General features: G+C 65.1%; 23 protein-coding genes and 1 tRNA gene. 8 read left to right on the top strand and 16 right to left on the bottom strand.

Translation table 11 applies throughout. From position 1 onward, the window contains the following. Window positions 1–136: 136 nt before the first annotated feature. Together TSA1_RS01060 and TSA1_RS01055 are read right to left on the bottom strand one after the other, a co-directional pair. Window positions 137–1315 (bottom strand): IS481 family transposase, encoded by a 1179-nt coding sequence (locus tag TSA1_RS01060; protein ID WP_100174713.1) that lies wholly within the window; start codon window positions 1313–1315, stop codon window positions 137–139. A gap of 555 nt (window positions 1316–1870) precedes the next feature. Further along, window positions 1871–3454, bottom strand: a complete 1584-nt coding sequence (locus tag TSA1_RS01055) for a porin (protein WP_100174712.1) — start codon at window positions 3452–3454, stop codon at window positions 1871–1873. Between the two features lie 650 nt (window positions 3455–4104). Here TSA1_RS01055 and TSA1_RS01045 point away from each other — a divergent pair. Continuing rightward, window positions 4105–4197 (top strand) — tRNA-Ser (locus TSA1_RS01045). A 433-nt stretch (window positions 4198–4630) separates the two neighbouring features. Here the strand turns inward: TSA1_RS01045 and TSA1_RS01035 are convergent. The 8 genes from TSA1_RS01035 to TSA1_RS00985 form a co-directional block, all read right to left on the bottom strand. Continuing rightward, on the bottom strand, window positions 4631–4897 hold the full coding sequence (locus tag TSA1_RS01035; RefSeq protein ID WP_100174710.1) for a hypothetical protein: 267 nt from the start codon (window positions 4895–4897) through the stop codon (window positions 4631–4633). Between the two features lie 1575 nt (window positions 4898–6472). After that, complete coding sequence (gene gatB / locus TSA1_RS01015) at window positions 6473–7951, bottom strand: Asp-tRNA(Asn)/Glu-tRNA(Gln) amidotransferase subunit GatB (protein WP_100174708.1); 1479 nt, start codon at window positions 7949–7951, stop codon at window positions 6473–6475. After that, a complete protein-coding gene (locus tag TSA1_RS01010; protein WP_100174707.1) occupies window positions 7948–8250 on the bottom strand; it encodes a hypothetical protein in 303 nt (100 codons plus the stop codon). The genes gatB and TSA1_RS01010 overlap by 4 nt, the downstream gene beginning before the upstream one ends. Next, on the bottom strand, window positions 8241–9716 hold the full coding sequence (gene gatA, locus TSA1_RS01005; RefSeq protein ID WP_100174706.1) for an Asp-tRNA(Asn)/Glu-tRNA(Gln) amidotransferase subunit GatA: 1476 nt from the start codon (window positions 9714–9716) through the stop codon (window positions 8241–8243). Before gatA ends, TSA1_RS01010 begins: the two co-directional genes overlap by 10 nt. Beyond that, complete coding sequence (locus tag TSA1_RS01000; protein WP_014494728.1) at window positions 9713–9928, bottom strand: hypothetical protein; 216 nt, start codon at window positions 9926–9928, stop codon at window positions 9713–9715. The genes gatA and TSA1_RS01000 overlap by 4 nt, the downstream gene beginning before the upstream one ends. 17 nt (window positions 9929–9945) lie before the next feature. Further along, window positions 9946–10233 (bottom strand): Asp-tRNA(Asn)/Glu-tRNA(Gln) amidotransferase subunit GatC, encoded by a 288-nt coding sequence (gene gatC / locus TSA1_RS00995; protein ID WP_100174705.1) that lies wholly within the window; start codon window positions 10231–10233, stop codon window positions 9946–9948. Between the two features lie 76 nt (window positions 10234–10309). Then, window positions 10310–11386, bottom strand: coding sequence for an NAD(P)H-dependent flavin oxidoreductase (locus tag TSA1_RS00990; protein ID WP_100174704.1), 1077 nt, complete (start codon window positions 11384–11386; stop codon window positions 10310–10312). A 185-nt stretch (window positions 11387–11571) separates the two neighbouring features. Next, a complete protein-coding gene (locus tag TSA1_RS00985; RefSeq protein WP_100174703.1) occupies window positions 11572–12549 on the bottom strand; it encodes an NAD(P)H-dependent flavin oxidoreductase in 978 nt (325 codons plus the stop codon). Between the two features lie 97 nt (window positions 12550–12646). Here TSA1_RS00985 and TSA1_RS00980 point away from each other — a divergent pair, with 97 nt between their 5' ends. Further along, window positions 12647–13537, top strand: coding sequence for a LysR family transcriptional regulator (locus TSA1_RS00980; protein WP_100174702.1), 891 nt, complete (start codon window positions 12647–12649; stop codon window positions 13535–13537). Window positions 13538–13575: 38 nt separating this feature from the next. Here TSA1_RS00980 and TSA1_RS00975 read toward each other — a convergent pair whose 3' ends face one another. Both TSA1_RS00975 and TSA1_RS00970 read right to left on the bottom strand, forming a co-directional pair. Next, entirely contained in the window at window positions 13576–15783 is a 2208-nt protein-coding gene (locus TSA1_RS00975; RefSeq protein WP_100174701.1) for a DNA/RNA non-specific endonuclease, read from the bottom strand. 283 nt (window positions 15784–16066) lie between these two features. Further along, window positions 16067–16279 (bottom strand): hypothetical protein, encoded by a 213-nt coding sequence (locus TSA1_RS00970; RefSeq protein ID WP_100174700.1) that lies wholly within the window; start codon window positions 16277–16279, stop codon window positions 16067–16069. 46 nt (window positions 16280–16325) lie between these two features. On the opposite strand from TSA1_RS00970, the gene ruvX reads away from it, so the two are divergent. Further along, complete coding sequence (gene ruvX / locus TSA1_RS00965) at window positions 16326–16811, top strand: Holliday junction resolvase RuvX (protein WP_100174699.1); 486 nt, start codon at window positions 16326–16328, stop codon at window positions 16809–16811. Window positions 16812–16814: 3 nt separating this feature from the next. Further along, window positions 16815–17738 carry an AEC family transporter gene (locus TSA1_RS00960; protein WP_100174698.1) on the top strand — a complete coding sequence of 308 codons (924 nt, stop codon included), beginning with the start codon at window positions 16815–16817 and terminating at the stop codon, window positions 17736–17738. On the opposite strand, the gene TSA1_RS00955 is transcribed toward TSA1_RS00960, so the two are convergent. The 3 genes from TSA1_RS00955 to TSA1_RS00945 are packed head-to-tail and all read right to left on the bottom strand — an operon-like array spanning window position 17735 to window position 20937. Further along, window positions 17735–18499, bottom strand: a complete 765-nt coding sequence (locus TSA1_RS00955) for a CPBP family intramembrane glutamic endopeptidase (RefSeq protein WP_100174697.1) — start codon at window positions 18497–18499, stop codon at window positions 17735–17737. The two genes, TSA1_RS00960 and TSA1_RS00955, sit on opposite strands and share 4 nt — an antisense overlap. A gap of 23 nt (window positions 18500–18522) precedes the next feature. Next, the gene (locus tag TSA1_RS00950; protein WP_100174696.1) at window positions 18523–20166 is read right to left on the bottom strand and encodes an acyl-CoA dehydrogenase family protein; all 1644 of its coding nucleotides are present in this window, start codon (window positions 20164–20166) and stop codon (window positions 18523–18525) included. 21 nt (window positions 20167–20187) lie between these two features. Continuing rightward, window positions 20188–20937 (bottom strand): M15 family metallopeptidase, encoded by a 750-nt coding sequence (locus TSA1_RS00945; RefSeq protein WP_430649755.1) that lies wholly within the window; start codon window positions 20935–20937, stop codon window positions 20188–20190. A gap of 188 nt (window positions 20938–21125) precedes the next feature. Here TSA1_RS00945 and TSA1_RS00940 point away from each other — a divergent pair, with 188 nt between their 5' ends. The 4 genes from TSA1_RS00940 to TSA1_RS00925 all read left to right on the top strand — a co-directional run bounded on the left by TSA1_RS00940 (window position 21126) and on the right by TSA1_RS00925 (window position 25381). Continuing rightward, window positions 21126–22073 carry an aspartate carbamoyltransferase catalytic subunit gene (locus tag TSA1_RS00940; protein ID WP_028135931.1) on the top strand — a complete coding sequence of 316 codons (948 nt, stop codon included), beginning with the start codon at window positions 21126–21128 and terminating at the stop codon, window positions 22071–22073. A gap of 5 nt (window positions 22074–22078) precedes the next feature. Then, the gene (locus TSA1_RS00935; RefSeq protein WP_174719265.1) at window positions 22079–23380 is read left to right on the top strand and encodes a dihydroorotase; all 1302 of its coding nucleotides are present in this window, start codon (window positions 22079–22081) and stop codon (window positions 23378–23380) included. 29 nt (window positions 23381–23409) lie between these two features. After that, window positions 23410–24006, top strand: coding sequence for a glycerol-3-phosphate 1-O-acyltransferase PlsY (plsY, locus tag TSA1_RS00930; protein ID WP_100174694.1), 597 nt, complete (start codon window positions 23410–23412; stop codon window positions 24004–24006). A gap of 184 nt (window positions 24007–24190) precedes the next feature. After that, window positions 24191–25381 (top strand): patatin-like phospholipase family protein, encoded by a 1191-nt coding sequence (locus tag TSA1_RS00925; protein ID WP_174718682.1) that lies wholly within the window; start codon window positions 24191–24193, stop codon window positions 25379–25381. On the opposite strand, the gene TSA1_RS00920 is transcribed toward TSA1_RS00925, so the two are convergent. Continuing rightward, window positions 25373–26617, bottom strand: coding sequence for an amidase (locus TSA1_RS00920; RefSeq protein WP_100174692.1), 1245 nt, complete (start codon window positions 26615–26617; stop codon window positions 25373–25375). The two genes, TSA1_RS00925 and TSA1_RS00920, sit on opposite strands and share 9 nt — an antisense overlap. Between the last annotated feature and the right edge of the window lie 47 nt (window positions 26618–26664).

The raw sequence follows: 26664 nt of genomic DNA, 5'->3' as shown, positions 1-26664 counted from the left end.
GGCAATGACGGCGGATGAGGCGATGGCTCGTCCCCCCAAGCAACATCATTCCCCGCGAAGACGGGGAATCCAGTACGCCGCAGCTTCTCGATTCAATCACGACCGTCTCGGCGTACTGGATCGCCCGGTCGAGTGTTTAGACCGGAGACATAGCTGACGCCTGTTCGGACACATCACTGACAGATTGGCCATTGGTCAAGTCGATAGATGCGACCTGCCAGCTGGCAAAGAAGACGCCGTAGTGGCCGTCGCGATCGAGCGGTCTGACGGCCAGTTGCTCGCCGCAGAAGGCCTGGGGAACTTTCCACATTTGGCCTTTGAAGGCGATGTAGCTTCGCGTCGAGGAGACGGTGCGCACGACTTCCCCCTCGTCGTATTGCACCCTCGGCACATGATCCGGCATGGCGCGAGAACTCGGCCGGTAGCGGTCGGCTGGGATACCCATGCCCAAGCTCTCATGAGGTCGCTCCAGATTGTAGATCGTGCGCCAATGGTCGAGGGCGCGCTGAACTTCAGCCAAGCTGCGGAACGTGCGCAGAGCGAACACTTCCGCTTTCAAGCTGCGATGGAAGCGTTCGTTCTTGCCTCGGCCCTGAGGATGACGCGGCCTGGCATGGACCACCCTGACGCCGAGCTTGAGCAGCCACACTCTCAGCGCGGTCCAGCGAGCGCCGGACGTGTCGCCCCAGGGAGAGCCGTTGTCGAGGTAGAAGGCCTCCGGCAGTCCATAGCGCCGGAAGGTTTCGGTCAGATGTTTCTGCACGTCAGGACGCTGCTCGTTGGCGCAGGCCTTCAGACACAAGGCATAGCGCGAGTGGTCATCGACCATGGTCAGCGGATGACAGCGCGCTCCGTTGGCAAGGGGCATATGGCCCTTGAAGTCCATCTGCCACAGCTGGTTGGGCGCATCCTTCTCGAAGCGATGGCCGGGAGGACTCGGCGGAGCTTTCTCGCTCGGCACGATCCGCTCATTCCGGCACAAGATCTGATGGACCGTGGAAGGCGCGGGCACAGTCTGGCCGCTGCGCTTGAGGCAATGGGCAATCTTGCGCGCACCCCAGGCCGGATGCTTGTCCCGCACGGCCAGGACTTGCGCCTCTACCACGGGCTCGCTGCGTTTGGGCATGCTCTTGGGCCGGCGGCACTGATCCGCCAGCTCACGGTCGCCAGCTCGCCAACGCCTCAGCCATTTGTAGCCCACATCGGGACTGATCCCGAACCGCCGGCACAGTTCCCGCCGGTTCGTTCCGTCCTGCAAGGCAAGTCGCACAAACTCGCGCCGCTGATCCATTACCGACACCTCGTTCCAGGGCATGGACGGCCTCCCGAATCGACCAATCCAGCCCATCTTGATGTGTCAGCTATGTCTCCGAACACCTGTCAGTGATCTGTCCGGTCTAAACATCGAGCCGGGCGATCACACCGATGTTGCCGAACGAATATCTTGCTCGGCTCGCAGGTTTGACGATGACCGAATCAACCCTGGCGAGCCGGGAAGAGCGAGCCGCGCGACAAATCCGAATTTCGATAAAATGGAATTAGTCTGCGAGGCGGATCAACGGAGGTTGATACAGCCCCGGATTGAGCGGGCGGCACAGCCCCGCGCTTGCTCATTCCGTCATCCCGAGGCGCTCCCCATGGGACGCAACGCGTCCCGGAGCCTCGAAGGATGGACGGCCCCCGCTGCAGCAGGACGAACGCCCCTTCGCAGCCTGGCCGTCATCGCCGTTTGGGGCCCGCCGGCGAGGCCAGCACCTCCGAGACAACGGTCCTCACCCGGGTTATGGCGCGACCGCCATCACGCAGAACGGGCGCAAAAAAACACCCGGCGGTTTCCCGCCGGGTGTTCGTCGAAGTGCTTAGACAGATCTTACCAGTTGCGCTGAGCGCGGAGGATCATGGCGACCGAGTCCTGATCCTTCAGCTGGTAAACCGCGGTCGGCTTGGCCGTCGCGACGTTCGGGACGATACCAACCGTGCCGGAGTACTTCTGGTCGAGATGGGTCCAGGAGACGTCGGCCGAGAAGGTCAGGTTCTTGACCGGGGTCCAACGGGTGACGACACCCAGCTGGCCGATCGCGAAGTCCGGGTTACAACCCGTCACACCTGCCAGGCCACCGAACACGCCGCCAGCACCGCCGGCGCCGCAGAGGGTGGTCTTGGCCAGGGTACCGAACTGGGCCTGAGCGTAGGCACCGTACAGCGAGGAGTTCCAGGACGGATCCCAGTTGTGGGTGTACGCACCGCGGAAGCCCCAGGTCTTGACGGTTTCCTGGGAGCCGCCGGTCACGAACACCGTGTCGGGAGCGCTGGCGAAGCCGAGGCTGCCGTAAGCGCCAGCAACGCTCGAGCTACCGTACAGCGCGTAGGAGCTGCCCGAGAGGTTCTGGAAGTTATAGCGGGTCGCACCGTCGGTGTAGACACCCTGGATGTTGATCGTGTCACCCGCGCCGGTCGGGATGTTCTTGATCGACAGAGCGAGCTGAACGGCCCAGCCCCACTTGTCGTCGGGGTGGCCGGTGGTCTCGGTCGCTCCATAATAGCCAACGTGGTTGTCATGCGCGGCCACCGACGCCTGGAAGAGGCCCCAGGCCTGGTCGACACGCACCTGACCGACGAGGTTCGGCGAACGCGAACCGCCGATGGCGTTGGTGCCGTACGAGCCGCCGATCATGCCGCCCGCGGTCGCGCCGGTCATGTTGACGTTGCCGGCCTGATAGTACTGGGTCGCATCTTCGGCCGAGAACGACGCCGTGATGCCCTGGCCGAAGTCGGCGGTGTAGGTGAACTGAGTGACACCAGTGACCGTGCCGCTGCCGCCGACGAGGTTGTCGGTGAGGTTGCCGGGATAGTTGGTCCAGGGCGCGTCGAACTGCGACACGGCCTTACCCATCGTGAAGCCGGCGAACTGGATGAAGGCGTAGTACACGCCGAGCGCACCGGCCGAGGTGTTGCCGTCGGTGCCGTTGACCGAACCGGAGCCGTTCGAACCGACGAGGGCGGTGCCCGCGGCGTTGAGGCCGAGCGTACCGCTGTACTGGGTGCCACCCGTTGCCGAACCGGTGCCCGAATAGTTACCGGTCGTCCAGGTGAAGACCGCATCGAAATAGGTGCGGACCACGCCGTACTCGGTGGCGGTGCGCGTGTCGATGTTCAGGTCTTCACGAGCACGGAAGGTGTAGTAGTTCGCAAGGCGGTTACGCGCGCCGGCAACACCGCCCTGATTCGGATTGAAGTCCGAGTTGGTGTTGAGGTTCGCGTCGGCGCGCAGATAACCACCCAGCTTGATGCAGGTGTCGGTGCCCGGGATGTAGTAGAAACCGGCGCCGTACAGCGAGCAGATCTTGACGTATTCGACCGCCTTGGCCTTCACCGGCAGATCGGCTGCTTGAGCTCCGCCCACGGCGATCAGACCCGCCGCTGAGCCGAGCAAAAGGCTCTTAACCAACTTCATGTTAAACCTCCAAGTTGCTCTTCAGGGAAGGTCACTGACCGGACGGCCAATTCCCCAACCCCCTCTAAATCACCGCCTTGGCCCCCTTCGCGCCTTCGGACACACCCGCATGAACGCGAGGGACTTAAGCGAATGACCTAAACGGGACGACCTCGGGATGCCCCCCTCCGTCGCTCAGTCACAATTACCGAACGTCCTTGCACACACAACAACAGAACGCTCCGAAACGGGCCGATGAAGCTTGTTTTCCAACGGGTGTTGCACAAATAACACGCAGATGTGATCGCGGCGCCCTCGCAACATATTGTTTTTGTTGTGATTTTTGATGCGGTTCCATTCGCCGCCAAAACTCCTCACCTGAGGCAGGCCCGACCGCGCGTCCCGATGTTGCGACGCTGAGCAGGTTCGAATCGTAGAATCAGGCCGATACTCGAGGGCGAAACGCCAACACTGGCGGGCCGGCCGTTCATCTGCGCATCGGAGGCCCTGACTTCCGACCGCACCGGCAGCGGCGACTCTATATGAGGGGCTCTATTGGACGGCGCCCGGGAGCAAACCGCCTTATTTCGAAAATCGCTGGGAATATTCGAGCGAAAACACACGCTTCCAAATTGACCGGTCCAAGCAATTAGATGCATAAGGCTCGCACCGGAGAGGTGGCCGAGTGGCTGAAGGCAACGCTTTGCTAAAGCGTCATACGGTCTCAAGCTGTATCGAGGGTTCGAATCCCTCCCTCTCCGCCACCCAACAGCAGCATCAATCGAGATCTGTGGGTTCTTTCACCTGAAAGCGGCGGCGCGGCTGCTGCGAAAGCTTGGCGCAAGGATCGGCGCGGCGCGTTCGATTCGCGCCTGTCCTTATATATGTGCGTCTTAGCGGCGGAACCGCCAGATCCGCCAGTGCGAGGGCGAAATCAGCACCGCCTCGTCGGCCCAGACGTTGAACCAGACGCCGGACCTGCGTCGGCACGGAAAGGGCAACGGCAGGACCCCCGTCTTGTGGAGACGTCCGAGCTCCAAATCGCACTCGTCGGGAGCGATCTGAATCGGCAGCCATCGTCCATTCGTGTCGGGGTCGCTCATGCCGCTCGGGTCTAGGCGGCGGCACGACGAAGAAACTTGATTCAGCGCAACCAGGCCCACCCGTGCGAACACGGGTGTGGATGCGCTTCGCGGTTCAATGAGTGGAGACCCACGCCCTCGCCTCGCGCTGCGCGGCCGAGATCTCGGCATCCGACATCTGGCAGGCCACTTCCTGACGCAGCGCCACGGCGTCCTTGCGGCCCTTCAGCGCGGCGAGGTTGAACCATTTATGCGCGGCGACGAGATCGACGAGCCCGGAGCGGCCGCTCGCCCAATAGATGCCGCGCTCGAACAGCACGTCCGACAGCGCGCTTGCGTCGATCGGCGTTGCGGTCTCCAGATCGAAAGTACCCTGAAACATAACGCATCCCCTTTTTCTTTTTGCCGCCTCGTTCCCCCGAGCGCGGCTCCCGTCCAACTCTGATGTGCATGACCCTTCCCCGGATCGTGCACTGTTCAACTCATCCCCAGGGCTAAGTGCCCATTGCCGTTTGCCGGCTTGTTGGAGGCGATGATGGCGGGCAAATTTGAATGGCAGTTTAAGTATCGCGATGAAGCAGACGTAAACGCGAGCGCGCGCAGCCTGCGCCGGGATTTCAAAAAATCCCTGATTTGCAGGCACTTCTGCAGTTCGTCAGATTCTGTTTACCGCAGGATTTTGGGAGAACGATAACCATCGTGCGCAGTGGCGCGTGTCATGTGGTTACGATGTGTGGAGCGGATCGATGTCGGGGCCGTACCCGCGCTCATTCCAGGCGGGGATTCGTTGCCGCAGCCGATTCCCTCGAACACCGCCGTCTCGGGGCACCCGATCGCCCGGCTTGATGTGTCTGCCAATGTCCCGAACGCCTGTCGGTCATGTCCCCGGGCCGGCAGGGCGGCACCGACGCGGACGAAGAAGCGGCATGCGAGCGTCAAGCCGCAAACCCCAACCTGCCCCAAGGCAGTTCGAGCAAAGCAGCACGACCGCGTCGCGCGTCAGATCAGCAATGTCGGGAAAGGGAATGCCGGCAATACCCCGGCCTCAAGAGAACGAGGGCGTCGGCGAACACGTCAGGACCAGATTCCACGGTGGCCCGAAGGCCGCTTGTGAAATTGCGGAGCCCCGCAAGGAGAACCGCACCGAACGAAGAAAACTCGTTTCTTCTGCCGGACCGTCAAGAGAACGATCCGACCGTTGACCTGATGTCTCGCCGACACCCTCTATCGTCGATCAGAACCTCAAGGAGACGCTGATGACGTGCCGGCGCTTAAGCCGGCAACTTCAGAAGTCGAAGTTACTTCTTCTTCTTCGCGACCTTGCGGGTCTTCTTCGCAGTCTTCTTCACTGCGCTCTTCGCCTTCTTCGCCTTCTTCGCTTTCTTGGCCATGTTGCCCTCCGATGTGTGAGATGGCTTTAATCGCTGCATGCAGTCGCGGATCGATTGCACACCAATCCCGAATACACCAACACGACGAAAAAAACATCTTCTCACTTAAGGAAGTGTTGACGACGCAGTGCGCGTGCGCCAGCCGCGTTTGATTTGCGGACACGAAGAGACACGCGTCTGCGATTGCGATTGCGTCTCGCGACGACGACGTCGGCGAGCGCAGCGATTACAAAAAACTCTATGCAGCAAGTGTTATTCTGCGCGTGTGCATGACGCGTGGTCGGTGCGATGAAGCACGATGCAAAGCGTTCGACCGCCACGCGAAGGCGAGTCGCGGACTCTGAGTCGCGAGTTTTGGCAACGAAATTATTTTCATGCTTAACGGCGGAAGCGCTCGTCGGAGCGTGTGCAAGTCGCCGTTTTGGGCGAATCGCGCCACTGCGATTCGCCCGCTCATCGTGACCTCGGCCGGGTGAAGTCTGTCGCCGATGATACGCGCGAACGTCGCGTCGAGAACCGAGACGAGGAGACGAAGCGCGTCCGTCATCTCGTTCGAGCGCGTGACGTCAGACGCCGAGCTTGGACCTGAGCAGGTCGTTGACGCTCTGCGGGTTCGCCTTGCCGCCGGATGCCTTCATCACCTGGCCGACAAACCAGCCGAGCGACTGCGGCTTGTCCTTGACCTGCGCGGCCTTGTCGGGATTGGCCGCGATGATGTCGTCGACAACCTTTTCGATCGCCGAAAGATCCGTCACCTGCTTCATGCCGCGGCTTTCGACCAGCGCGCGGGGGTCGCCGCCCTCCTGCCAGACGATCTCGAACAGATCCTTGGCGATCTTGCCCGAGATCGTGCCCTCGCCGATCAGGTCGATGATGCCGGAGAGCTGCTCGGCGCTCACCGGCGAGCCCGTAATATCCCGGCCTTCCTTGTTGAGACGGCCGAACAGCTCGTTGATCACCCAGTTCGCCGCCATCTTGCCGTCGCGCGCGCGGTTGCCGAGCTTGTCGAGCACGGTCTCGTAGAACACCGCGCTCTCGCGCTCGGCGACCAGCACACTCGCATCATAGGCCGACAGGCCGAGATCGGCGACGAAGCGCGCCTTCTTCTGGTCGGGCAGCTCCGGCAGCTTCGCCTTCAGCTCGTCGACGAACGCCTGACTGAATTCGAGCGGCAAGAGGTCGGGATCGGGGAAGTAGCGATAGTCGTGCGCCTCTTCCTTGGATCGCATCGAGCGCGTCTCGCCCTTGTTGGGATCGAACCGACGCGTCTCCTGCTCGATCTGCCCGCCATCCTCCAGGATCTCGATCTGGCGCCGCGCTTCATACTCGATCGCCTGGCCGATGAAGGTGATCGAATTCATGTTCTTGATTTCGCAGCGGGTGCCGAGCGGCGCTCCGGGCCTGCGCACGGACACGTTGACGTCGGCGCGCAAGGAGCCCTTCTCCATGTCGCCGTCACAGGTGCCGAGGTAACGCATGATCGAGCGCAGCTTGGTCACATAGGCCTTGGCCTGCTCGGCGTCGCGGATGTCCGGTTTCGAGACAATCTCCATCAGCGCCACGCCGCAGCGGTTGAAATCGATGTAGGACAGTGACGGAGACCGGTCGTGCAGCATCTTGCCGGGATCCTGCTCCAGATGCAGCCGCTCGATACCGATGGTGACCGTCTTGCCGCCGTCGAGATCGACGATCACCTCTCCCTCGCCCACGACAGGCGATTTGTACTGGCTGATCTGGTAGCCCTGCGGCAGATCCGGATAGAAATAATTCTTCCGGTCGAACACCGAACGCAGGTTGATCTGCGCGTTGAGGCCGAGCCCGGTCCGGACAGCCTGTCTGACGCATTCCTCGTTGATGACGGGCAGCATGCCCGGCATCGCCACGTCGACCAGCGAGACCTGGCTGTTCGGCTCGCCGCCGAAGGCGGTGGACGCGCCGGAGAACAGTTTCGACTTCGACGTCACCTGCGCATGGATCTCCATGCCGATGACCATCTCCCACTCACCGGTGGCGCCCTTGAGAAGCTTGTGCGTGGCCGTGCTCATGTCTTGCTCCCGAGCAGCGTGGCAGCGATCCGCTCCCACTCCGCTTCCAATGAATCCTTTGCCGCCGGTTGGCCGGCCTGGCGGTACCAGTAGCCGGCATTGCCGAGATCGCCTTCGACGCGGTGCAGATAGGCATGCACCCAGGCGGCGTCGCGGCTGCTGTCGTCCTGAACGATCCTGTGCGCCTGGTCCCAATCGCCTTTCGCGGCCCACCAGAGGCCGGCGAGCGGCGCGTTCAGGTCCGGCGCAGGCGCCGCGCCGTCGAGGCTTGCGATGAAGCCAGCGACATTCACCACCACCTCGCGGGCGTGAAGCGGCCGGCCGCCTGCTCGATCACCTCGCCGAGCGAGAACAGCGTCTCCTCGTCGAAGGGACGGCCGATCAGTTGCAGGCCGAGCGGCAGGCCTTGCGCATCCTTGCCTGATGGCACCGCGATGCCCGGCAAGCCCGCCATGTTCACGGTCACCGTGAAGATGTCGTTGAGATACATCTCGACGGGATCGGCGCCGCCCTTCTCGCCGATGCCGAAGGCCGCCGACGGCGTCGCCGGCGTGAGGATCGCGTCGATGCCCTTCGCGAAGCAATCCTCAAAATCCTTCTTGATCAGCGTGCGCACTTTTTGCGCGCGCAGATAATAGGCGTCGTAATAGCCGGCCGAGAGCACATAGGTGCCGATCATGACGCGGCGGCGCACCTCGGCGCCAAACCCTTCGGCGCGGGTATTCTCGTAGAGCTCGTTGATGTTCTTGCCCTGCTCGCGCAGGCCGTAGCGCACGCCGTCATAGCGCGCGAGGTTGGATGACGCCTCCGCCGGCGCCACGATGTAATAGGCCGGCAGCGCGTATTTGGTGTGCGGCAGCGAGACCTCGACGAGCTCGGCGCCGGCCGCCTTCAGCCAGGCCGCGCCCTCGCTCCATAGTTTCTCGATCTCGGCCGGCATGCCGTCGAGACGGTACTCCTTGGGGATGCCGATTTTCATGCCCTTCACGGACTTGCCGATCGCGGCCTCGTAATCCGGCACGGGAACGTCGACCGAGGTGGTGTCCTTCGGATCATGACCGGCCATCGAGCGCAGCAGCATCGCGGCATCGCGTACGCTACGCGCGATCGGACCGGCCTGATCGAGCGAGGAGGCAAAGGCGACGATACCCCAGCGCGAGCAGCGGCCATAGGTCGGCTTGATGCCGACGGTCGCGGTGAAGGCCGCCGGCTGGCGGATCGAACCGCCGGTGTCGGTCGCGGTCGCACCCATGCAGAGCAGCGCCGCCACTGCCGAGGCCGAACCGCCGGACGAGCCGCCCGGCACCAGCGTGGTGTTGCTGCCCTCGCGCCGCCAGGGATTGCCGACGGGACCGAAGCACGAGGTCTCGTTGGCCGACCCCATCGCGAATTCGTCATTGTTGAGTTTGCCGAGCATCACCGCGCCGTCGCGCCAGAGCTGCGAGGTCACGGTGGACTCGTAAGTCGGAACGAAGTTGCCGAGGATCTTCGAACACGCCGTGGTGCGCACGCCCTTGGTCGCGAACAGGTCCTTGATGCCGAGCGGGATGCCGGCGAGCGGACCGGCATCGCCCCTGGCGATCTTCTCGTCCACGGCCCGCGCCATGTCGCGCGCGCGATCGGGCGTCTCCATCACGAAGGCATTGAGCACCCGCGCCGCCTCGATCGCGGAAAGATGCGCGTCGGTCAGCTCGAGGGACGTGAAAGTCTTGGCCGCGAGACCCTTGCGGGCCTCGGCGAGCGTCAGCGATGTCAAATCGGTCATTTATTGATCGGGCTGCAGAAGAACGGAGACAGGGTCTTGTCGTTGGCCGGGTCGTCTTTTTTCTTGGCGGCAGCGTTCGCGGCGGCCTCGATCTCGTCGAGCACGGCATTGACGGCGACGTTGGGATCGGCAGCCTTGCCCTGCCGCTCCATCTTGTCGAGGTAATTCATGTAGGCCTGATAGGCCTTCTCATCGTCGCAAAGCATGCACATGGCACAGGTCCTAAAAACTACTCGACGACCTTCGGCACCAGGAAGAAGTGACCTTCGGTCGCGGGCGCGTTGGCAACGATATCGTCGGCGATCTCGCCATCGTCGACCAGGTCCTGCCGCTTCTTCATCTGCATCGGGGTGACCGAGGTCATGGGCTCCACGCCCTCGACATTGACCTCCGAAAGCTGCTCGACGAAGGCGAGCATGGCGTTGAGCTCGCCCTGCAGATGCGGAACCTCGCCCTCGGAAACCGCGATGCGCGCCAGATGCGCGATGCGGCGGACGGTAGCGGCGTCGACGGACATTATATAAGGCCTCTCACGGCAAAACCCATGTGCCGTATAGCAGAGGCCGGTTTTGCGCCGCAACCGGCGCCGGGAGCTACCCAGCCAGCGCTTTCATGCGGACCAGCGCCGTTTTGGCGAGATCCCGGGTCAATTCGGCCGCGGGGACCTCACGGCCGAGGCCGATCGCCTGCCCGGCCCAGAGATTGGTGAAATCCACCCTGCCCTGCTTCTCGGCCGCCGTCTTCAGCGGCCCCAGTGCGGTCGCCGCATGGGGAAACGGCGGCGCGTCCGGCGAGATCGGACCGGCCTCGCGCATCAGGCGGTTCTGGACACCCCGCGCGGGCCGCCCGGTCATGACATTGGTGATGACGGTGGAATCGTCTCGCGCCTCAGCCAGCGCCTTGCGGCCGCCGGCGCTGACCTTGGATTCAGGGCAGCGCAGATAGGCGCTGCCGATCTGCACGCCGGAGGCGCCGAGCGCGAAGGCTGCAGCGATGCCGCGCCCGTCGGCGATGCCGCCCGCCGCGATGACAGGCACCTTCACGGCATCGGCGACCTGCGGCACCAGCGCGAACGTGCCGGGCTGCTCGGAGATCTTGTCGGTCAGGAACATGCCGCGATGGCCGCCCGCCTCCGCGCCTTGCGCGATCACGGCATCGACGCCGCGCTGTTCGAGCCAGACGGCTTCCTTGACCGTTGTCGCCGACGAGATGACGAGGCAGCCGGCCGCCTTGACGCGCTTGAGCAGCGCCGGCTCCGGCAGGCCGAAATGGAAGCTGACGACCTCCGGCTTCAGCTCCTCGACCACCTCGCAGAAGGAAGCGTCGAACGGCGCGCGGTTCGCAGCGTTGACCGGCGCCGCGGGATCGAGACCGTGCTCGGTGTAATAGCCGGCGAGCCGCTGCTTCCAGCGCGCTTCGGCCTCGGGCGTGAGATCGATCGGCGTATGGCAGAAGAAGTTCATGTTGACCGGCGCCTTCACGCGCTGGCGAATGATGTTGACCTGCTCGCGCGCCTTCTCCGGAGACAGCATCGCGCTCGGCAGCGAACCGAGCCCACCGCCCTCTGCCACGGCGATCACCAGCTCCGCATCCATTACGCCGGCCATCGGCGCCAGCACGATCGGAAATTCGGTCTTGAAGAGGTCGATCAGTCGACGGTCAGGCCACATGGTTGTTCTCTCTCTTTCTTACCCTCCCCTGGAGGGAGAGGGTCGGTTCGCATGTAGCGAAGCGAAATGCGAAGCGGGGTGGGGTGATCTCTCAACACGGGCACCGCCTCAATGGAGAGGCTGTCACCCCACCCCGCTCGCGCTTCGCGCGATCGACCCTCCCCCTCCAGGGGAGGGTAAGCAATCTACGCTGCTGTCACCGAGTTTCTCCGCCCGGCAAGAAGCTGCTCCGCTTCAACCGTAATCCGCTCGACGAGCTCGGCCGCCGGTGGAATATCATGGATCAGTCCGACCGCCTCACCCGCGATGACGGCCGCGACGTCGAAATTTCCAGCGGCTTTTGCCGCCGCATATTCCGCCGCGACTGCGGCGACATTCTGCAGCAGCTCGACTTCGCGGCCGATCCAGCGCCGGGCGTGATCATTGACGAGGCATCGGCCGGTAAACGGCGCCGGCCAGACATTGTTGCGGGAGAGATCGAAGACGATGCCGCGCACGGTCGAGCCGCTGTTCGCCGCGCAGATGCGCCGCTTGGCCTCCTCCGCGCCGTCGGCCTCCTGGCTGGCATAGAAGCGCGTGCCGAGCAGCACGCCGCTCGCACCCAGCATCATCATGGCGGCAAGCCCCCGCCCGTCGGCGATGCCGCCGGCCGCGACGACAGGCACACGACCTGCGGCGAGATCAACCACGGCAGGCACGAGATCGACCGTGGTACGCGAGGCACCGTGACCGCCCGCCTCCGTCCCCTGCGCGATCAGGATATCGGCGCCGGCATCGAGCGCCTGCCGCGCCATCGCCTCGTCCTGCACCTGACAGATCAGGCGTACGCCAGCCAACTTGATCTTGGCGACGAACGGCGCGGGATCGCCGAACGACAACATGATCGCGGATGGCTTTGCGGCGAGCGCAATGTCGAGAAGCTCGGGCCGCTTGGCGAGGCTCCAGGTGATGAAGCCGACACCGAACGGCGCACGCAGGCCGGCGAGCTTTGCGGTCTCCGCCTCCAGCCACGCCCTCTCGCCGTAGCCGCCTCCAAGAATGCCAAAACCGCCGGCGCGGCTGACGGCCGTCACCAGACGGCTGCCGGCGACGACATCCATCGGCGCCAGCAGGATGGGATGCCTGATCTCCAGCAAGCTCGTCAGCGGCGTCGCAATGGGCATGACCCCTCCCCGATCTGGACAGCGAGATTAGGCACGGCTAACATTCTCGAAAAATGAATTGTTGCGAACGTTGCCATCTCAAAAGCGAAACGATGCCATGGAACTCACGGACATCCAGACCTTTGCCGCCGTCGCCCGCACCGGCGGCATCACCCGCGCTGCGGAAGAGCTGAATACCGTGCAATCCAACGTCACCCAGCGCGTGAAGGCGCTGGAGGCGGAGATCGGCACGGCGCTGTTCGAACGTCACAGCCGCGGCATGACGCTGACCGGCGCCGGCAAGCGCCTGTTGCCTTACGCGCAACGGCTGGCCGCGCTCGCGCGTGAGGCCGTGCTGGCGGCGCGCGACGATGGCGAACCGAAGGGACCTCTTGCGATCGGCTCGATGGAAACGACCGCGGCGGTGCGGCTGCCGCCGCTGCTCGCCGACTTCCACCGCCGCTTTCCCGCCGTGCGGCTCTCCTTGCGCACCGCCACCACGGCCGACCTCGTCGCCGGCGTGCTCGAAGGCACGCTCGACGGCGCCTTCGTCGCAGGTCCGATCGCACATGCCGACCTCGCCGCGACGAGCGCCTTCCGCGAGGAGCTGGTGCTGGTCAGCGCACGCCGCTGGAGCTCGCTGGCCGAGCTGCGCGCCGGCACGCCGGAATCCGGCCCGACCGCGCTGGTGTTCCGCACCGGCTGCACCTACCGCCAACGGCTCGAGCAGGTCTTCGTCGATTTCGGCTGGCCGTCGGCCGCACGCTTCGAGCTCGGCACGCTCGACGGCATGATCGGCTGCGTCGCCGCCGACATGGGCGTGACGTTGCTGCCGCGCGCGGTCGTCGAACGCAGCGCGATGAACGGCAGCGTCTCGATCCACACGCTGAGCGCGGCCCATGCGCGCGTCGAGACGCTCTTCATCCAGCGTCACGCCGGCCATCAAACCAGCGCGCTGAGCGGCTTTGCCGCCTGCCTGAAGCCCGAGGAGGACGTCATCGCGGCCTGACGCGGTGACGCCACCTCGCTCGGTATTCTCCGCGTGATCTACAGTCGAATGTCCTCATAGGACTCGATCCGCCGCGGGCCGACCGAGGTCGCCTCGTGCGAATCCGCATCAGCGAGATTGCCGAAATCCAGCTTGGTCAATTTCGTGAGGTCCGCGATCGAGACCTGGAAGACGCTGACGTCCTCCTCCGACATCTTCTCGCGCAGATCCGCCTCCTGGATGCGGTCGATGTCCATGATCAGCTTTCGCTGGCTCATCAGGAAGGCCGCCGCCTTGAGCGCGTCGCCATCCTCGTTGCGCCGGATCAGGATCTTCCAGAAATATTTCGGGATCTGGACACCGCCGAAGCTCGGATCCTTGTGCGGCCGACCGGCCGGATTGGGCAGATCGGAGCCATCGGCATCCGGCCCGTCGAACACCGGACCGTTCATGACGATGCCCTTCTCCTCGCCTTCGAGCAGGACGTCGCGCGTGTAATCCTCCAGGCCCGCCCAGAGCTGCTTGCCCTGGTTGAACGAGAAGAACTGCGGCGAGCAGTTGGTGAAGTGGAAGGAATCGTCGCCATGCTGCTTAGCCGCGGCGACGGTGTCGCCCCAGGTCGCATCCAGCCGGCGCACGAGATGACCGCGGTCGAACGGATTCTTGCTGCGGTCCGCCTCGAGGGTCGCCTGCTTGCGGTAGAACTCGTCGCCGATCTGGGCATCGTCGTCGATGCGCGGATCGCGCAGCCAGGAATCGCCCTCGCGCTTGCCGACGTCCTGCTGCTTGCCGCCGTCGATATTGACGCAGCTGAAGAAGGCGAGCCGGCGCTCCTTGTTCATGACGACGCTGTAGTTGAAATATTTCAGCTCGGACTGCTTGGAGCTTCCCTTCAGCGTCGCGATGCTGGACTTGAGCGCGGCCGGAACCTTCGGCAAGGGCACCGAGAATTTGCCGGTGCCGAGAAAACTCGCCTTGTAGCCGGGGCGCGATTTCAGCGTGCTCTGATCGATGTGCACGGCCTCCATGGGCAGGCCGTTGTTGGCGCTGATGTGCGGCAGGAGAGCGGCCGGCGGCGGGATCAGCGGCGTGCCGCCGTTGGGTGCGCCTCCATTGCCTCCCGCCGGGCCCGGCACGGGCGGCAGCGGAGCGAACGGAATGTCCTTCCTGAGCATCGGCAGCGGCACGCGGATCGGAACCACCAGCGAGGTGCCGTCGAGCGACTGCTCGACCCAGATATTGGCACCGAACGCAGGCGCCGTGGCCGGCGCGCGGACCTTCTCGACCTCGTGCCGGGTCGGCGGCTCCTCCTCGTCCAGCACCGGCTTGATCATGGGATGGGAGCCGACGGCCACCTTGAGATCGGCGACGATCGCGCTGATCCGGATGCCTTCGTTGGCGATCCAGTCGATCAGGGATTCATCCATCGACGGCTTCCACACCTTGCCGTCCTTGGTCAGGGTGCGGCCCTGCGCGTCCTTGCGGGGAACGCCGCTGTGATGCAGCGCGACCACCTGCCAGAAGCGGTTGAACGCGGGCGAGCCCGACGAGCCCGCGGTCGTGTCGGTGTTGTACCAGAGGAAGTCGCCGACATATTTGAGCAGCTTGTTCTCGCGGACGCAGACCTGCTTCATCTGCCCGCTGGGATGCTGGATGATGGTGAGATATTCGCCGGGATCCGCCTTGCCCGGCGCGCCGCTGAGCGGCAGCCATCCGAAGTCCTCGAGCTCCTCCCCGCCGGACTGCGAGGTCGGCGCCACCGCGACGATCGAGAAATCCAGCCTGTCATTGGTGTAGAAGAACTTGCCCGGCTCGAAGCCGAACCGCACCGGCACGCGCTCCTGCCCGGAGATGTCGAGCTCGTAGTTGAAATCGGCGATCGAATTGGCGGCCTCGGCCGGCTTGCCGAACACATGATGATTGGTCATCAGCAGACCTGGCCCGATCAGAAAGCCCGAGCCGTAGCCGAGCAGGTTCGACTTGAGATCCCTGAGCTGGATGCGGCAGACCGAGCGCGAGGCGGCGGTGCCCTTGGCGAGGTAATTGATGCTGTCGAGATCGTTGCCCTGGATGATCCGCTCCAGGCCGATTTCGGCCTTCTCCACGTCCTGCGTCTCGGCCAGCAATTGGCGCTGGCGCAGGCGCATCTTGTCGACGGTCATCTCGATCGGACCGTCGCCCAGTTTCCGGTTCAATGCGTCGGGTGAGAACTCGGCTTGCTTGAATCGCCTTTCTGAGCCCGCGATCAGGCTTGGCTTGATGAGCATCGTGACCTCTCAAAATGACTGGACGAATATGGACGTGGCCGGCGCCTGAAAATCTGCGCCAAGGTTGCGGCATGGGCTGGATTGCCGGCCGCCAAGCGCTCTGGAAATTGGGGGCATGCGCCCCACACTACTTTAAACTTATATATTTGCCGTGCTGCAACCAGAGCGTCAATCGCCGGCATCATGTCATGCCTGCGCCATCACCCATGTGAGATTTCCCACAATTGATCGATGCACGTGTGCGGCATCATTTCGCGCACGCTGCTTCCCGCCGCCGGACGGTCTACGGCTTCCGCTGCCACCGCCGCAGCGCCACGAAGGCCCAGATCGCTTCCACCAGACCGAACGGCCAGGCGCCCTGGAGAAAGCCGTAGGCCGATCCGAGCGCGCAGGACGCGGCGAACAGCAGGACAAACCAATGGCTGCGGTCTTCCAGCGCATAGGTGACCAGCATCGCCGTGACGGCGAACAGGCCGAATAATGTCAGCGCATCCATGGTTCCGGGTTCACTCCGCGGCGCGACGCGTGATATGCGCTAGGCCATGCCGGCTCTTATCCTGCCTCTCGTCGATGCTGCAACCCACTGGCCCGCGCGCGGTGGGCTGATCGGTCTTGACCTCGGCACCAAAACGATCGGCGTTGCCGTGTCCAATCCGGACCGCCGGCTCGCGACCGGCGTCGAGACGATCCAGCGCAAGGCGTTCAAGCAGGACGCGGCGCGGCTGCTCGCGCTCGCCGCCGAGCGAAAAGTGGTCGGCTTCGTGCTTGGCCTGCCCATCAACATGGACGGCAGCGAAGGCCCGCGCGCGCAATCCACCCGCGCCTTCGCCCGCAATCTTGCCGGCCTGACCGCCCTCCCCATCGGCCTGTGGGACGAACGCCTGTCGACCGCGGCGGTCGAGCGCGAGCTGATCGGCATGGACGTCAGCCGCGCCAAGCGCGCCGAGGTGATCGACGAGCACGCCGCCATCTTCATCCTGCAAGGCGCGCTGGATCGTCTCGCCAATCTCGGTCCAGGGACCGCCTGACCGATGGCCGTCGTGATCGCGGCGCTGCTGCCGGTCTTCATCCTCGTCGTGCTCGGCGTGGTGCTGAAGCGCAGCCTGATGCGGCTCGACACGCAATGGCACGGGCTGGAGCGGCTGACCTATTTCGTGCTGTTTCCGATGCTGCTGATCCAGACGCTGGTGAAGGCCGATCTCAGCAAAGTCCCCGTCGCTGGCGTCGGTGGCGCGCTGCTGCTGTCGGCGCTAGCGATGTCGCTGCTCTGCCTTGCGCTGCGCCCGGCCCTGACGCGCCTCGCCATCGACGGCCCCGCCTTCACCTCGATCTTCCAGGGCGCGACGCGCTGGCAAACCTATGTCGCGCTGTCCGTCTCCGCCAATTTGTACGGCGACGTCGGACTCGCGCTGGCCTCGGTCGCAATGGTCGCAATCATCCCGCTGGTCAATGTGTTCAGCGTCGCCGTGCTCGCACATTACGCATCGCCCGAGAAACAGTCGGCGCGCGCCATCGCCATGACCGTGATCCGCAATCCCCTGATCTGGGCCTGCGTCATCGGCCTCTTCGTCAACGTCACCCACCTGCCGCTGCCAAAGCTCTGGCACGAGGTGGCGGACGCGCTCAGCCGCTCCTCGCTTGCGATCGGCCTGCTCGTCACCGGCGCCGGCCTGCATCTCGAAGGCCTGCTGCGCCCGAGCGCCAGCGCTGCGATCGGCGTCGTCTTCAAACTGGTGCTGATGCCGGCGATTGCCCTTGCTCTCGCCGTCTGGTTCGGTCTGTCGGGCGAAAGCCTGGCGATCGTTGCGATCTGCTCGGCGGTGCCGACCTCCTCGAGCGCCTATGTCCTGGCACGCCAGATGGGCGGCGACGCACCGCTGCTGGCGCAGATCATCACGCTGCAGACGATCCTGGCGGCGATCACGATGCCGATCGCGATTGCGCTGGTGGCCTAGCTCCCCAGCCACATCGTCAGCACCACCGCGGTCAGGTTGTTCAGCGCGTGGAGCGCGATGGTGAGCCAGAGCGAATTGGCACGATAGCGCATGTAGCCGAACCACAGGCCGATGGTGAAGACTTCGGCGAGGAAGTACATGTCGTATTGCAGGTGGACCACCGTCCAGACCAGCGACGACAGCAGGATCGCGCCGGGCACGCGCAAGAAGCTCGCCGACCAGCCGCGATAGAGGAAGCCGCGCGCCAGGATCTCTTCCGACATCGGAGCGGCCACGCTGAAGGCGAACAGCAGCAACAACGCCGCGCCCTTGTCGCGACCCGATTTCAGCAGATCGGTCATGAAACCCGGCGTCGCCTCGCGGCCGAGCGCGCGCGACATCGTCTCCCAGACCAGCACGACCAGGATGAGGCCGACAGCGCCGAACACGAGCTGCTTCCAGGATGGCCAATGCAGCGCGAGATAGTCGACGAATGACGCCTTCTTGATGGCAATGGCGAGCCACACCACGGCGAGCGTCGCCGGCAGGCCCATGATGACCGACAGCGCCAGCGCCTGAGGCTCATGGCCGACGGCCTGGATCGAGGCGATGTCCATCGGCAGGCCGCGCGAGGCCGCCAGCAGAACGATCGCACCGATCTGCCCGATGAACATCGCGACGAAGATGACGAGGCCCCACAGCGCCGTACCCCAGAATTTCCAGACGCGCGGCGTCGCCGGCGTCACGGTCAGCGGCGGATTGTCGGGATTGAGGGAGTCCATCGAAAGGCTTTCGTTGGGAAGACTCACGGCAATGCCCGGGCGAGCAATGCGCGTGCATCGGCGCTCTCCAGCTCCACGGCGCCGTACATGCTGGCATGGCCTGCAGCGAGCCGCGTGTTCGCGAACAGTTCGGCATGGCGTGGGGAGACGCCGTTGAGCGCCGCGGCCGCGGCAAGCAGGGCCAGCTTCTCGACGGCAAGGCGCGCGACGCGCTCGCCATCGGCGCGACGGAAAGTCGTGCCGATGAAGCCGATCGTATCCCCCGCCCCCGGCAATCCCTTCGTCTCGGCCGCGAGCGATTGCAGCACGGCCATCGCCGGCTCCGGCTCGCGCGCAAGCGCGCGGAGCACGTCGAGGCACATCACGTTGCCCGAACCTTCCCAGATCGCGTTGACCGGCGACTCCCGATAGTGCCGCGCCAGAATGCCGTCCTCGACATAACCATTGCCGCCGAGGCATTCCATGGCCTCGTAGAGGAACGGCGGCGCACTCTTGCAGGTCCAGTATTTAATCGCGGGCGTCAGCAGCCGCATATAGGCGGCCTCGGCCGCATCGTGCGGCGTGCGGTCGAAGGCACGGCACAGCCGCATCACCAGGGCCGTGCTCGCCTCCACATGCAGCGCCATGTCCGACAGCACGGCCTGCATCAGGGGCTGGTCGGCCAGATGCTTCTGGAACACGCTGCGGTGACGGGCGTGATGCAGCGCATGCGCCAGCCCCGAGCGCATCAGGCCGACGGATGCGATCGCGCAATCCTGCCGCGTCAGCTGCACCATCTGGATGATGGTGCGGATGCCCTTGCCCTCCTCGCCGACCCGTTCGCCATAGGCGCCGACGAATTCGACCTCGGAGGACGCGTTGGAACGATTGCCGAGCTTGTCCTTCAACCGCTGGAACTGGATCGCATTGACCGAACCATCCGGCACGAAGCGCGGCATGAAGAAACAGGTCAGGCCCTGCTCGGCCTGCGCCAGCACCAGGAATGCATCGCACATCGGCGCCGACATGAACCATTTATGGCCGGTGATGCGATAGGCCTCGCCCTCGCGCACGGCACGCGTCATGTTGGAGCGCACGTCGGTGCCGCCCTGCTTCTCGGTCATGCCCATGCCGAGCGTCATGCCGCGCTTCTCCCACCACGGCGCGAAGGCGGGATCGTAGCTCCTGGTCGACAGCACCGGCATCACGCGCGCGAGCAGGTCCGGCTGCATCGCCAGCGCGCCAACGGAGGCGCGCGTCATGGTGATCGGGCAGAGATGGCCGGTCTCGACCTGCGCGGCCATGTAGAATTTCGCCGCACGAATGACTTCGGCGGCCTCGCCCGCGGGCTTGCCGTTCGCGGTCCAGGTCGAATTGTGGATACCTGCGTGGGCGCTGTGCGCCATCAGCTCGTGATACGCCGGGTGAAACTCGACCTGGTCGCGGCGATTGCCCTTGGCGTCGAAGGTGCGCAGCTTCGGCGTGTTCTCGTTCGCCAGGCGCCCGCGATCGGCCATCGCGGCCGAGCCCCATTGCTTGCCGAACGCCGCCAGCTCGCGCTCCGCCGCCGCGCCGCCATTGGCCTTCACCGCGGCGACCAGCGGCTGGTCCACGGTAAAGAGATCGATATCCTCGAACGGCGGCGACTGGTTGAAGACCTCGTGGGTCGCAGAGCTCGGCTGGGTCATCAGGTTTCCTCGGCGCGGACTTTAGTTCCGGCGCGGCTGGATCGGGAAATCATAGGCGGCCCCGCCTGCCCCTGGCAGGGAAAAATGCCACCACTCCTTCGAATAGTTCACAAAGCCTTGCCTGGCCATCGCAGTCACCAGCCGCTTGCGCCAGGCGCGCTGGTCCGGATTGATCGACGGTGCCGCGGTATGGCCTTTCGTATCGGTGCAGTCATAACCGGTGCCCATGTCGACGCTGCCTTCGGGGGCGCGCGCTTCGGCCGGCGCGGTGCAATCGGCATAGCTTCTTGATGGGTCATACTTGCCCGAATTGTCGGCCTTGAGGTCGACCAGAGTGAGGTCCAGCGCCGCGCCCGTCGAATGCTGCGAGCGGCTCGCGATGTAGCCCAGGCGGAACAGCTCGGTCTTGGGGATTTTGGGATTGTAGCGCCGCTCGGCCGCGGTCTCATGACCGTTCTGCGACCACTTGACCATATCGAGCGAGGCCCGCGCCGGCCGGTAGCAGTCGAACATCTTCAGCGAGAGGTTTTGCGCCGCCAGCTCCTGCTGCACCGCCTTGAGCCGCAGCCCCACCTCCCGCTTCACCACGCATTCGCCGGCGTCGTAGCCGGCGAGCGGACGGCCGACGAAATTGTTCGACGTGGCGTAGCGGATGTCCTGGATGATGCTGGAATCGACGTCCCGCAGGTAGACGAAGCCGCCGAAAAGCGATTGGGCGTGGGCGGGCGAGATGACGACGATTGATATAAAAGCTGCAAGAATTGTTTTCACGATGCCTCCCGTCCTCCGGCGTCATTCCGGGGCGATGCGCAGCATCGAACCCGGAATCTCGAGATTCCGGGTCTGGCGCTTGCGCGCCATCCCGGAATGACCGAGTGGGCGACAGATCGGGGGATAACTCACCACCCCGGCTTTGGCCCTTGCCCCCCCAGCCATCCGCGCCTATAGCTCTCGCTTTAATGACATCGAAATCGACCTTCGTCCTCGGCCACCGGCATTTGCTGGGCATCGAGGGCCTTTCCGCGGCCGACATCACCGGCCTGCTCGACCTGTCCGAAGAATATGTCGAGCTCAACCGCCAGGTTGACAAGAAGCGCACCGTCCTGCGCGGACGGACGCAGGTGAACCTCTTCTTCGAGGCCTCCACCCGGACCCAATCCTCGTTCGAGCTCGCCGGCAAGCGGCTCGGCGCGGACGTCATGAACATGTCGGTCTCCTCCTCGTCCATGAAGAAGGGCGAGACGCTGATCGACACCGCGATGACGCTGAACGCGATGCACCCGGACATCCTGGTGATGCGCCATCACGCCTCGGGCGCGGTGGAACTGCTGGCGCGCAAGGTTGACGGCTCCGTGATCAATGCCGGCGACGGCGCGCATGAGCATCCGACGCAAGCCCTGCTCGACGCGCTCACCATCCGCCGCAACAAGGGCCGGATCGAGGGGCTCGTGGTCGCGATCTGCGGTGACGTGCTGCATTCGCGTGTCGCCCGCTCCAACATCATCCTGCTGAATACGATGGGCGCCCGCGTCCGCGTCGTCGGCCCGACCACGCTGCTGCCACCGGGCATCGAGCGGATGGGCGTCGAGGTCGCGCGCGACATGCGCGAGGGCCTCAACGGCGCCGATATCGTCATGATGCTGCGGCTGCAGCGCGAACGCATGAACGGCTCCTTCGTGCCGTCGTCGAGCGAATATTTCCACTATTTCGGGCTCGACCAGAAGAAGCTCGCCTATGCCAAGCCGGACGCGCTCGTGATGCATCCCGGCCCCATGAACCGCGGCGTCGAGATCGACTCGATCGTGGCCGACGGCGCCCAATCCCTGATCCGCGAACAGGTGGAGATGGGGGTGGCCGTGCGCATGGCGGTGCTGGAAGCGCTCGCCCGTAACCTGCCGAACGCGTGATGCCGATGTTGACCGATCGCCGCCCCATCCTGCTCGCCAATGCCCGCGTCGTGGATCCCTCCAGGGATTTCGACGGTGTCGGCGACGTCCTGATCGCCGACGGCACCATCCGCGAGACCCGCCGCGGCATTGGCGCAGCCGGCGTCCCCGAGGGAACCGACATCGTCAACTGCTCCGGCAAGATCGTCGCGCCCGGCCTGATCGACATGCGCGCCTTCGTCGGCGAGCCCGGCTTCAGCCATCGAGAGACCTTCGCCACCGCGAGCCAGGCGGCCGCGACCGGGGGCATCACCACCATCATCTGCCAGCCCGACACGGAGCCCGTGATCGACAATTCGGCGACCGTCGACTTCGTGATGCGCCGCGCCCGCGACACCGCGATCGTCAACATCCAGCCGATGGCCGCCCTCACCAAGGGCATGCACGGCCAGGAGATGACCGAGTTCGGCCTGCTCAAGGCCGCGGGCGCCGTCGCCTTCAGCGACGGCGTTCGAAGCGTGACCAATGCGCAGGTGATGCGCCGTGCGCTGACCTACGCCCGCGATTTCGACGCGCTGATCGTACACTTCACCGAGGATCCCGATCTGGTCGGCGAAGGCGTCATGAACGAGGGCGAGTTCGCCTCGCGGCTCGGCCTGATGGGCATTCCGAATGCCGCAGAGGCCGTGATCCTCGAACGCGACATGCGCCTCGTGGCATTGACCGGCGGCCGCTATCACGCGGCCTCGCTGACCTGCGTCGACTCGCTGGAGGTCCTCCAGCGCGCCCGCGACGCCGGGCTCACCGTCAGCGCCTCGGTCTCGATCAACCATCTGGCGCTGAACGAGAACGACATCGGCCCCTACCGTTCCTTCCTGAAGTTGTCGCCACCGCTGCGGACCGAGGACGACCGCCGCGCGCTGGTCGCAGCCGTCGCTTCGGGCCTCATCGACGTGATCATGTCGGACCACAATCCGCAGGACGTCGAGGTCAAGCGCCTGCCGTTCGCGGAGGCAGCACCCGGCGCCATTGGGCTCGAGACCATGCTGCCGGCGGGCCTTCGCCTCGTGCACAATGACGAGCTGGACCTGAAGACGCTGATCCGGGCGATGTCGACCCGGCCGGCCGAGATTCTGGGACTGCCTGGCGGAACCCTGCGCGCAGGCAGCCCCGCCGACGTCATCGTGATCGATCCCGACGTCCCCTGGGTGGTCGATCCCGCCGACCTCAAATCGCCCTGCAAGAATACTCCGTTCGACGAGGCCCGCTTTACAGGCCGCGTGGTGCGCACCATTGTCGGCGGCCGGACGGTGTACGAGCATGTCTGACGCGAAATCCAGCCTTTGGAGCTGCCGCCATGGGGCTTGAAGCATTTTTGCCGGTGGCCTTCGTCATCGGCTATTTGTTCGGCTCGATTCCGTTCGGCCTGATCCTGACCAGGCTCGCCGGCACGCAGGATATCCGCTCGATCGGCTCCGGCAGCATCGGCGCCACCAATGTGCTGCGCACGGGGCGCAAGAGCCTTGCCGCGGGCACCTTGCTGTTCGACGCGCTCAAGGGCACTGCGGCGGTGGTGATCGCCGGCTACATCGCAGGTCCCAACGCCGCCATGATGGCCGGGCTCGGCGCCTTCCTCGGCCATCTCTTCCCGGTCTGGCTCAAGTTCAAGGGCGGCAAGGGCGTCGCCGTCTATATCGGCATCCTGCTCGGCCTGTTCTGGCCCGGCATGGTGGTGTTCTGCCTGCTCTGGCTGGCGACCGCCTTCACCACCCGCTACTCGTCGCTGTCGGCGCTGGTGGCCGCTTTCATCACGCCGATGTTCCTGTGGTGGTTCGGCCACCTCGCGCTCGCAGCATTGTTCGCGGTGCTGACGCTGCTCTTGTTCTACGCGCATCGCGAGAACATCAAGCGGCTGCAAGCCGGCAGGGAAAGCCGCATCGGCGAGAAGGCCTGATCGCGTCGCGAACCTTGTCGCGACAAGCGTCTAAAGCCGGGGCATCTACGGATACCGGAGCCCTCTCTCTGCATTATATCTCAAATCCTGTTCGCAACTGCCCGCGCGTTCGCGGCCGGCAGTAGCGAATGGGTTCCATGCCTGTCATCCTGACAGTCGAGATGGCGTTACGCGGTTGCTCGGAATGAGCGAGAAGATTGTCGACGCGCATGATGGGGGTGGTTCGCAGGGTGTTACCCGCACCGCGGCGAGCCGGCTGCTCTCGACGACGGACATCTGGTCCGATGCGCCCTCGCCGCCTCCCGCGCCAGATCCCATTCCGGTTTTGCCGCCGGCACCGCCGCCCGTTGTGCAAGCACCTGCGACGGTCGAGGTCGTGACCAGGGCTGCTCGGGCCGCACCCGCGCCGGCAAGCGCCGAGCAATGGCCGCCGCGCAGACTCTCGCTGGCACTGCAGGGCGGCGGCACCTTTGCCGCCTTTACCTGGGGCGTGCTGGAGCGGCTGCTGGAAGAACCCATCGAGATCGACACCATGAGCGGCGCCAGCGCCGGTGCTATCAATGCACTGCTGCTCGCCTCCGGCCTCGCTGAGGGCGGCCGCGAAGCTGCGCGCAGCCGGCTGAGCCGGTTCTGGCTCCGCCTGATGCACGAGGCCTCGTTCCGTTCGCTGATGCTGGTCGGTGGTTTCTCGCCGGCGGGAAGCTCGGTCGCATTCGGGCCGACGCTGCGCTCCGGCCAGTTCGATCCGGTCGATCTCGATCCGCTGCGGCAGGCGCTGTCACGCGACATCGACTTTTCCGCGTTGCGCGGCGCGGCGTGCCCAAAGCTGCTGATTGCGGCGACGCGGATCCGCGACGGGCAGCAGCAGATCTTCCGCAATGACGCCATCACCGCCGACGTCGCGCTGGCCTCGACCTGTCCGCCGCTGGTTCATTGCGCCGTCGAGATCGAGGGCGAAGCCTATTGGGACGGCGGCTTCGGCGGCAACCCGCCGCTGCTGCGGCTGGCGCAGGAGACGACGACCTCCGACGTCCTGCTCGTCCAGGTCACGCCGGCGCGCGACAGCTACGTGCCGATCACGCTCGCCGCGATCGACCGCCGGCTCGACCAGATCGCGGCCAACGCCGCGCTCAATGCCGAGATCGCGGCGATCGCATGGGCGCAGGCTCATGCCGCACCGTCGCTGCGCCTCACCCGGATCGCGGCGGAAGATTGCGTTGACGGCCTGGCGCAGCGCTCATCCACCGACCTCGGCCGCGGCTTCATTCGCCTGCTGCACCGAAGCGGTCGCGCAGCCGCCGAGCGCTGGCTCGGGCAACATGCAAAGGCAGACGCAACGCCCGCCGCTGTCCCCTTCGAACCCGCGCTAGCCTGAATTCGCCAGCGCGTTCTCCAGGAACCACGCCGCCGCAAGCGCGACCGGATCGTTGCCGAAGCGCGCGATCACCTGCACGCCGATCGGGAGGCCCCCCACCTTCAGCACCGGCACGTTGACGCAAGGATTGCCCATCAGCGTCCACAGCCGGTTGTAGCGGGGATCGCCTGTCGTCGCGAGCGCCTTTGCCGGCGGCGTGCCGGGCGCCGAATAACTCAGGAGCACATCGACACCCTCGAACACCTCGCCGAGCTCGCGGCGGCCGCGGCGGCTGATCCGGCGCGCCTCGTCATATTCCTTCGGCGTCAGATGGGCGGTCGCATCGAGGCTTGCCCGCAGCATCGGCGCGATCTCGTCGTGACGCTCCGAGAACTCCCAGGCCAGCGCACGATGCGCTTCGAAATCCTGGACGATGGGATGGATGCGCCAGGCCTCCTGCACAGCCTCGGGCAGGTCGATCGTCTGCACGCTGGCACCGGCGCGTTCGGCGGCCTTGATCGCGGCCTGCAAGCCCTCTTCAGCCGCCGGCTCGACGGCGCCTGCAAACTCCTGCCTGACCACGCCGATGCGCGGCGCCTTGGCCGGAACGATGCCGGCAAATTCGGTGCGGCCCGTCATCGCCAGGAGGCCACGCGCAAGATCTTCCGCGCGCGCGCCGAACAGGCCGACCGTGTCGAGCGCCCACGAATAGCACTTCACACCGACCGTCGGCAGCATCCGGAATGACGGCTTGATCGCGGCGGTCCCGCAATAGGCCGCGGGCCGGATCACGGAGCCGCCGGTCTGGGTGCCCAGCGCCAGCGGGATCATGCCGGCGCCGACGGCCGCCGCCGAGCCCGAGGACGAGCCGCCCGGCGTATGGCCGAGATTGTGCGGATTGAGCGTGGGCGTCGGATCGCGCGAGGCGAACGCCGTCGTCGTGGTCTTGCCGATGATGGTCGCGCCCGCCCGCTTCAGCATCATCACGACCGGCGCATCGGCGCGCGGCTGCCAGCCGCGATAGATCTCCGAGCCCATCTCGGTCGGCATGTCAGCGGTGTCGATGATGTCCTTGATGCCGACCGCGATGCCGCGCAACGGGCCGGACGCTTGCGCCTTCGCAGCCTTGTCGTGACGGACGAAGGCGTGGACGTCCTTTTCCCTGGCCTCGATTGCCGCGTGCGACTGGGCGATGGCGGCTTCAGGCGAAAGCTCGCCGGCTTCGATGCGGCGCTGGAGGTCGGCGAGTGAGATCATGGCACTACCCTTCTTATTGGGATCGCTTTTAGCATCGGGGCGAGGCC

This window comes from Bradyrhizobium nitroreducens (assembly GCF_002776695.1).
In the GTDB taxonomy this organism is placed as follows: domain Bacteria; phylum Pseudomonadota; class Alphaproteobacteria; order Rhizobiales; family Xanthobacteraceae; genus Bradyrhizobium; species Bradyrhizobium nitroreducens.
This window is presented reverse-complemented; position numbering and strand designations above follow the sequence as displayed.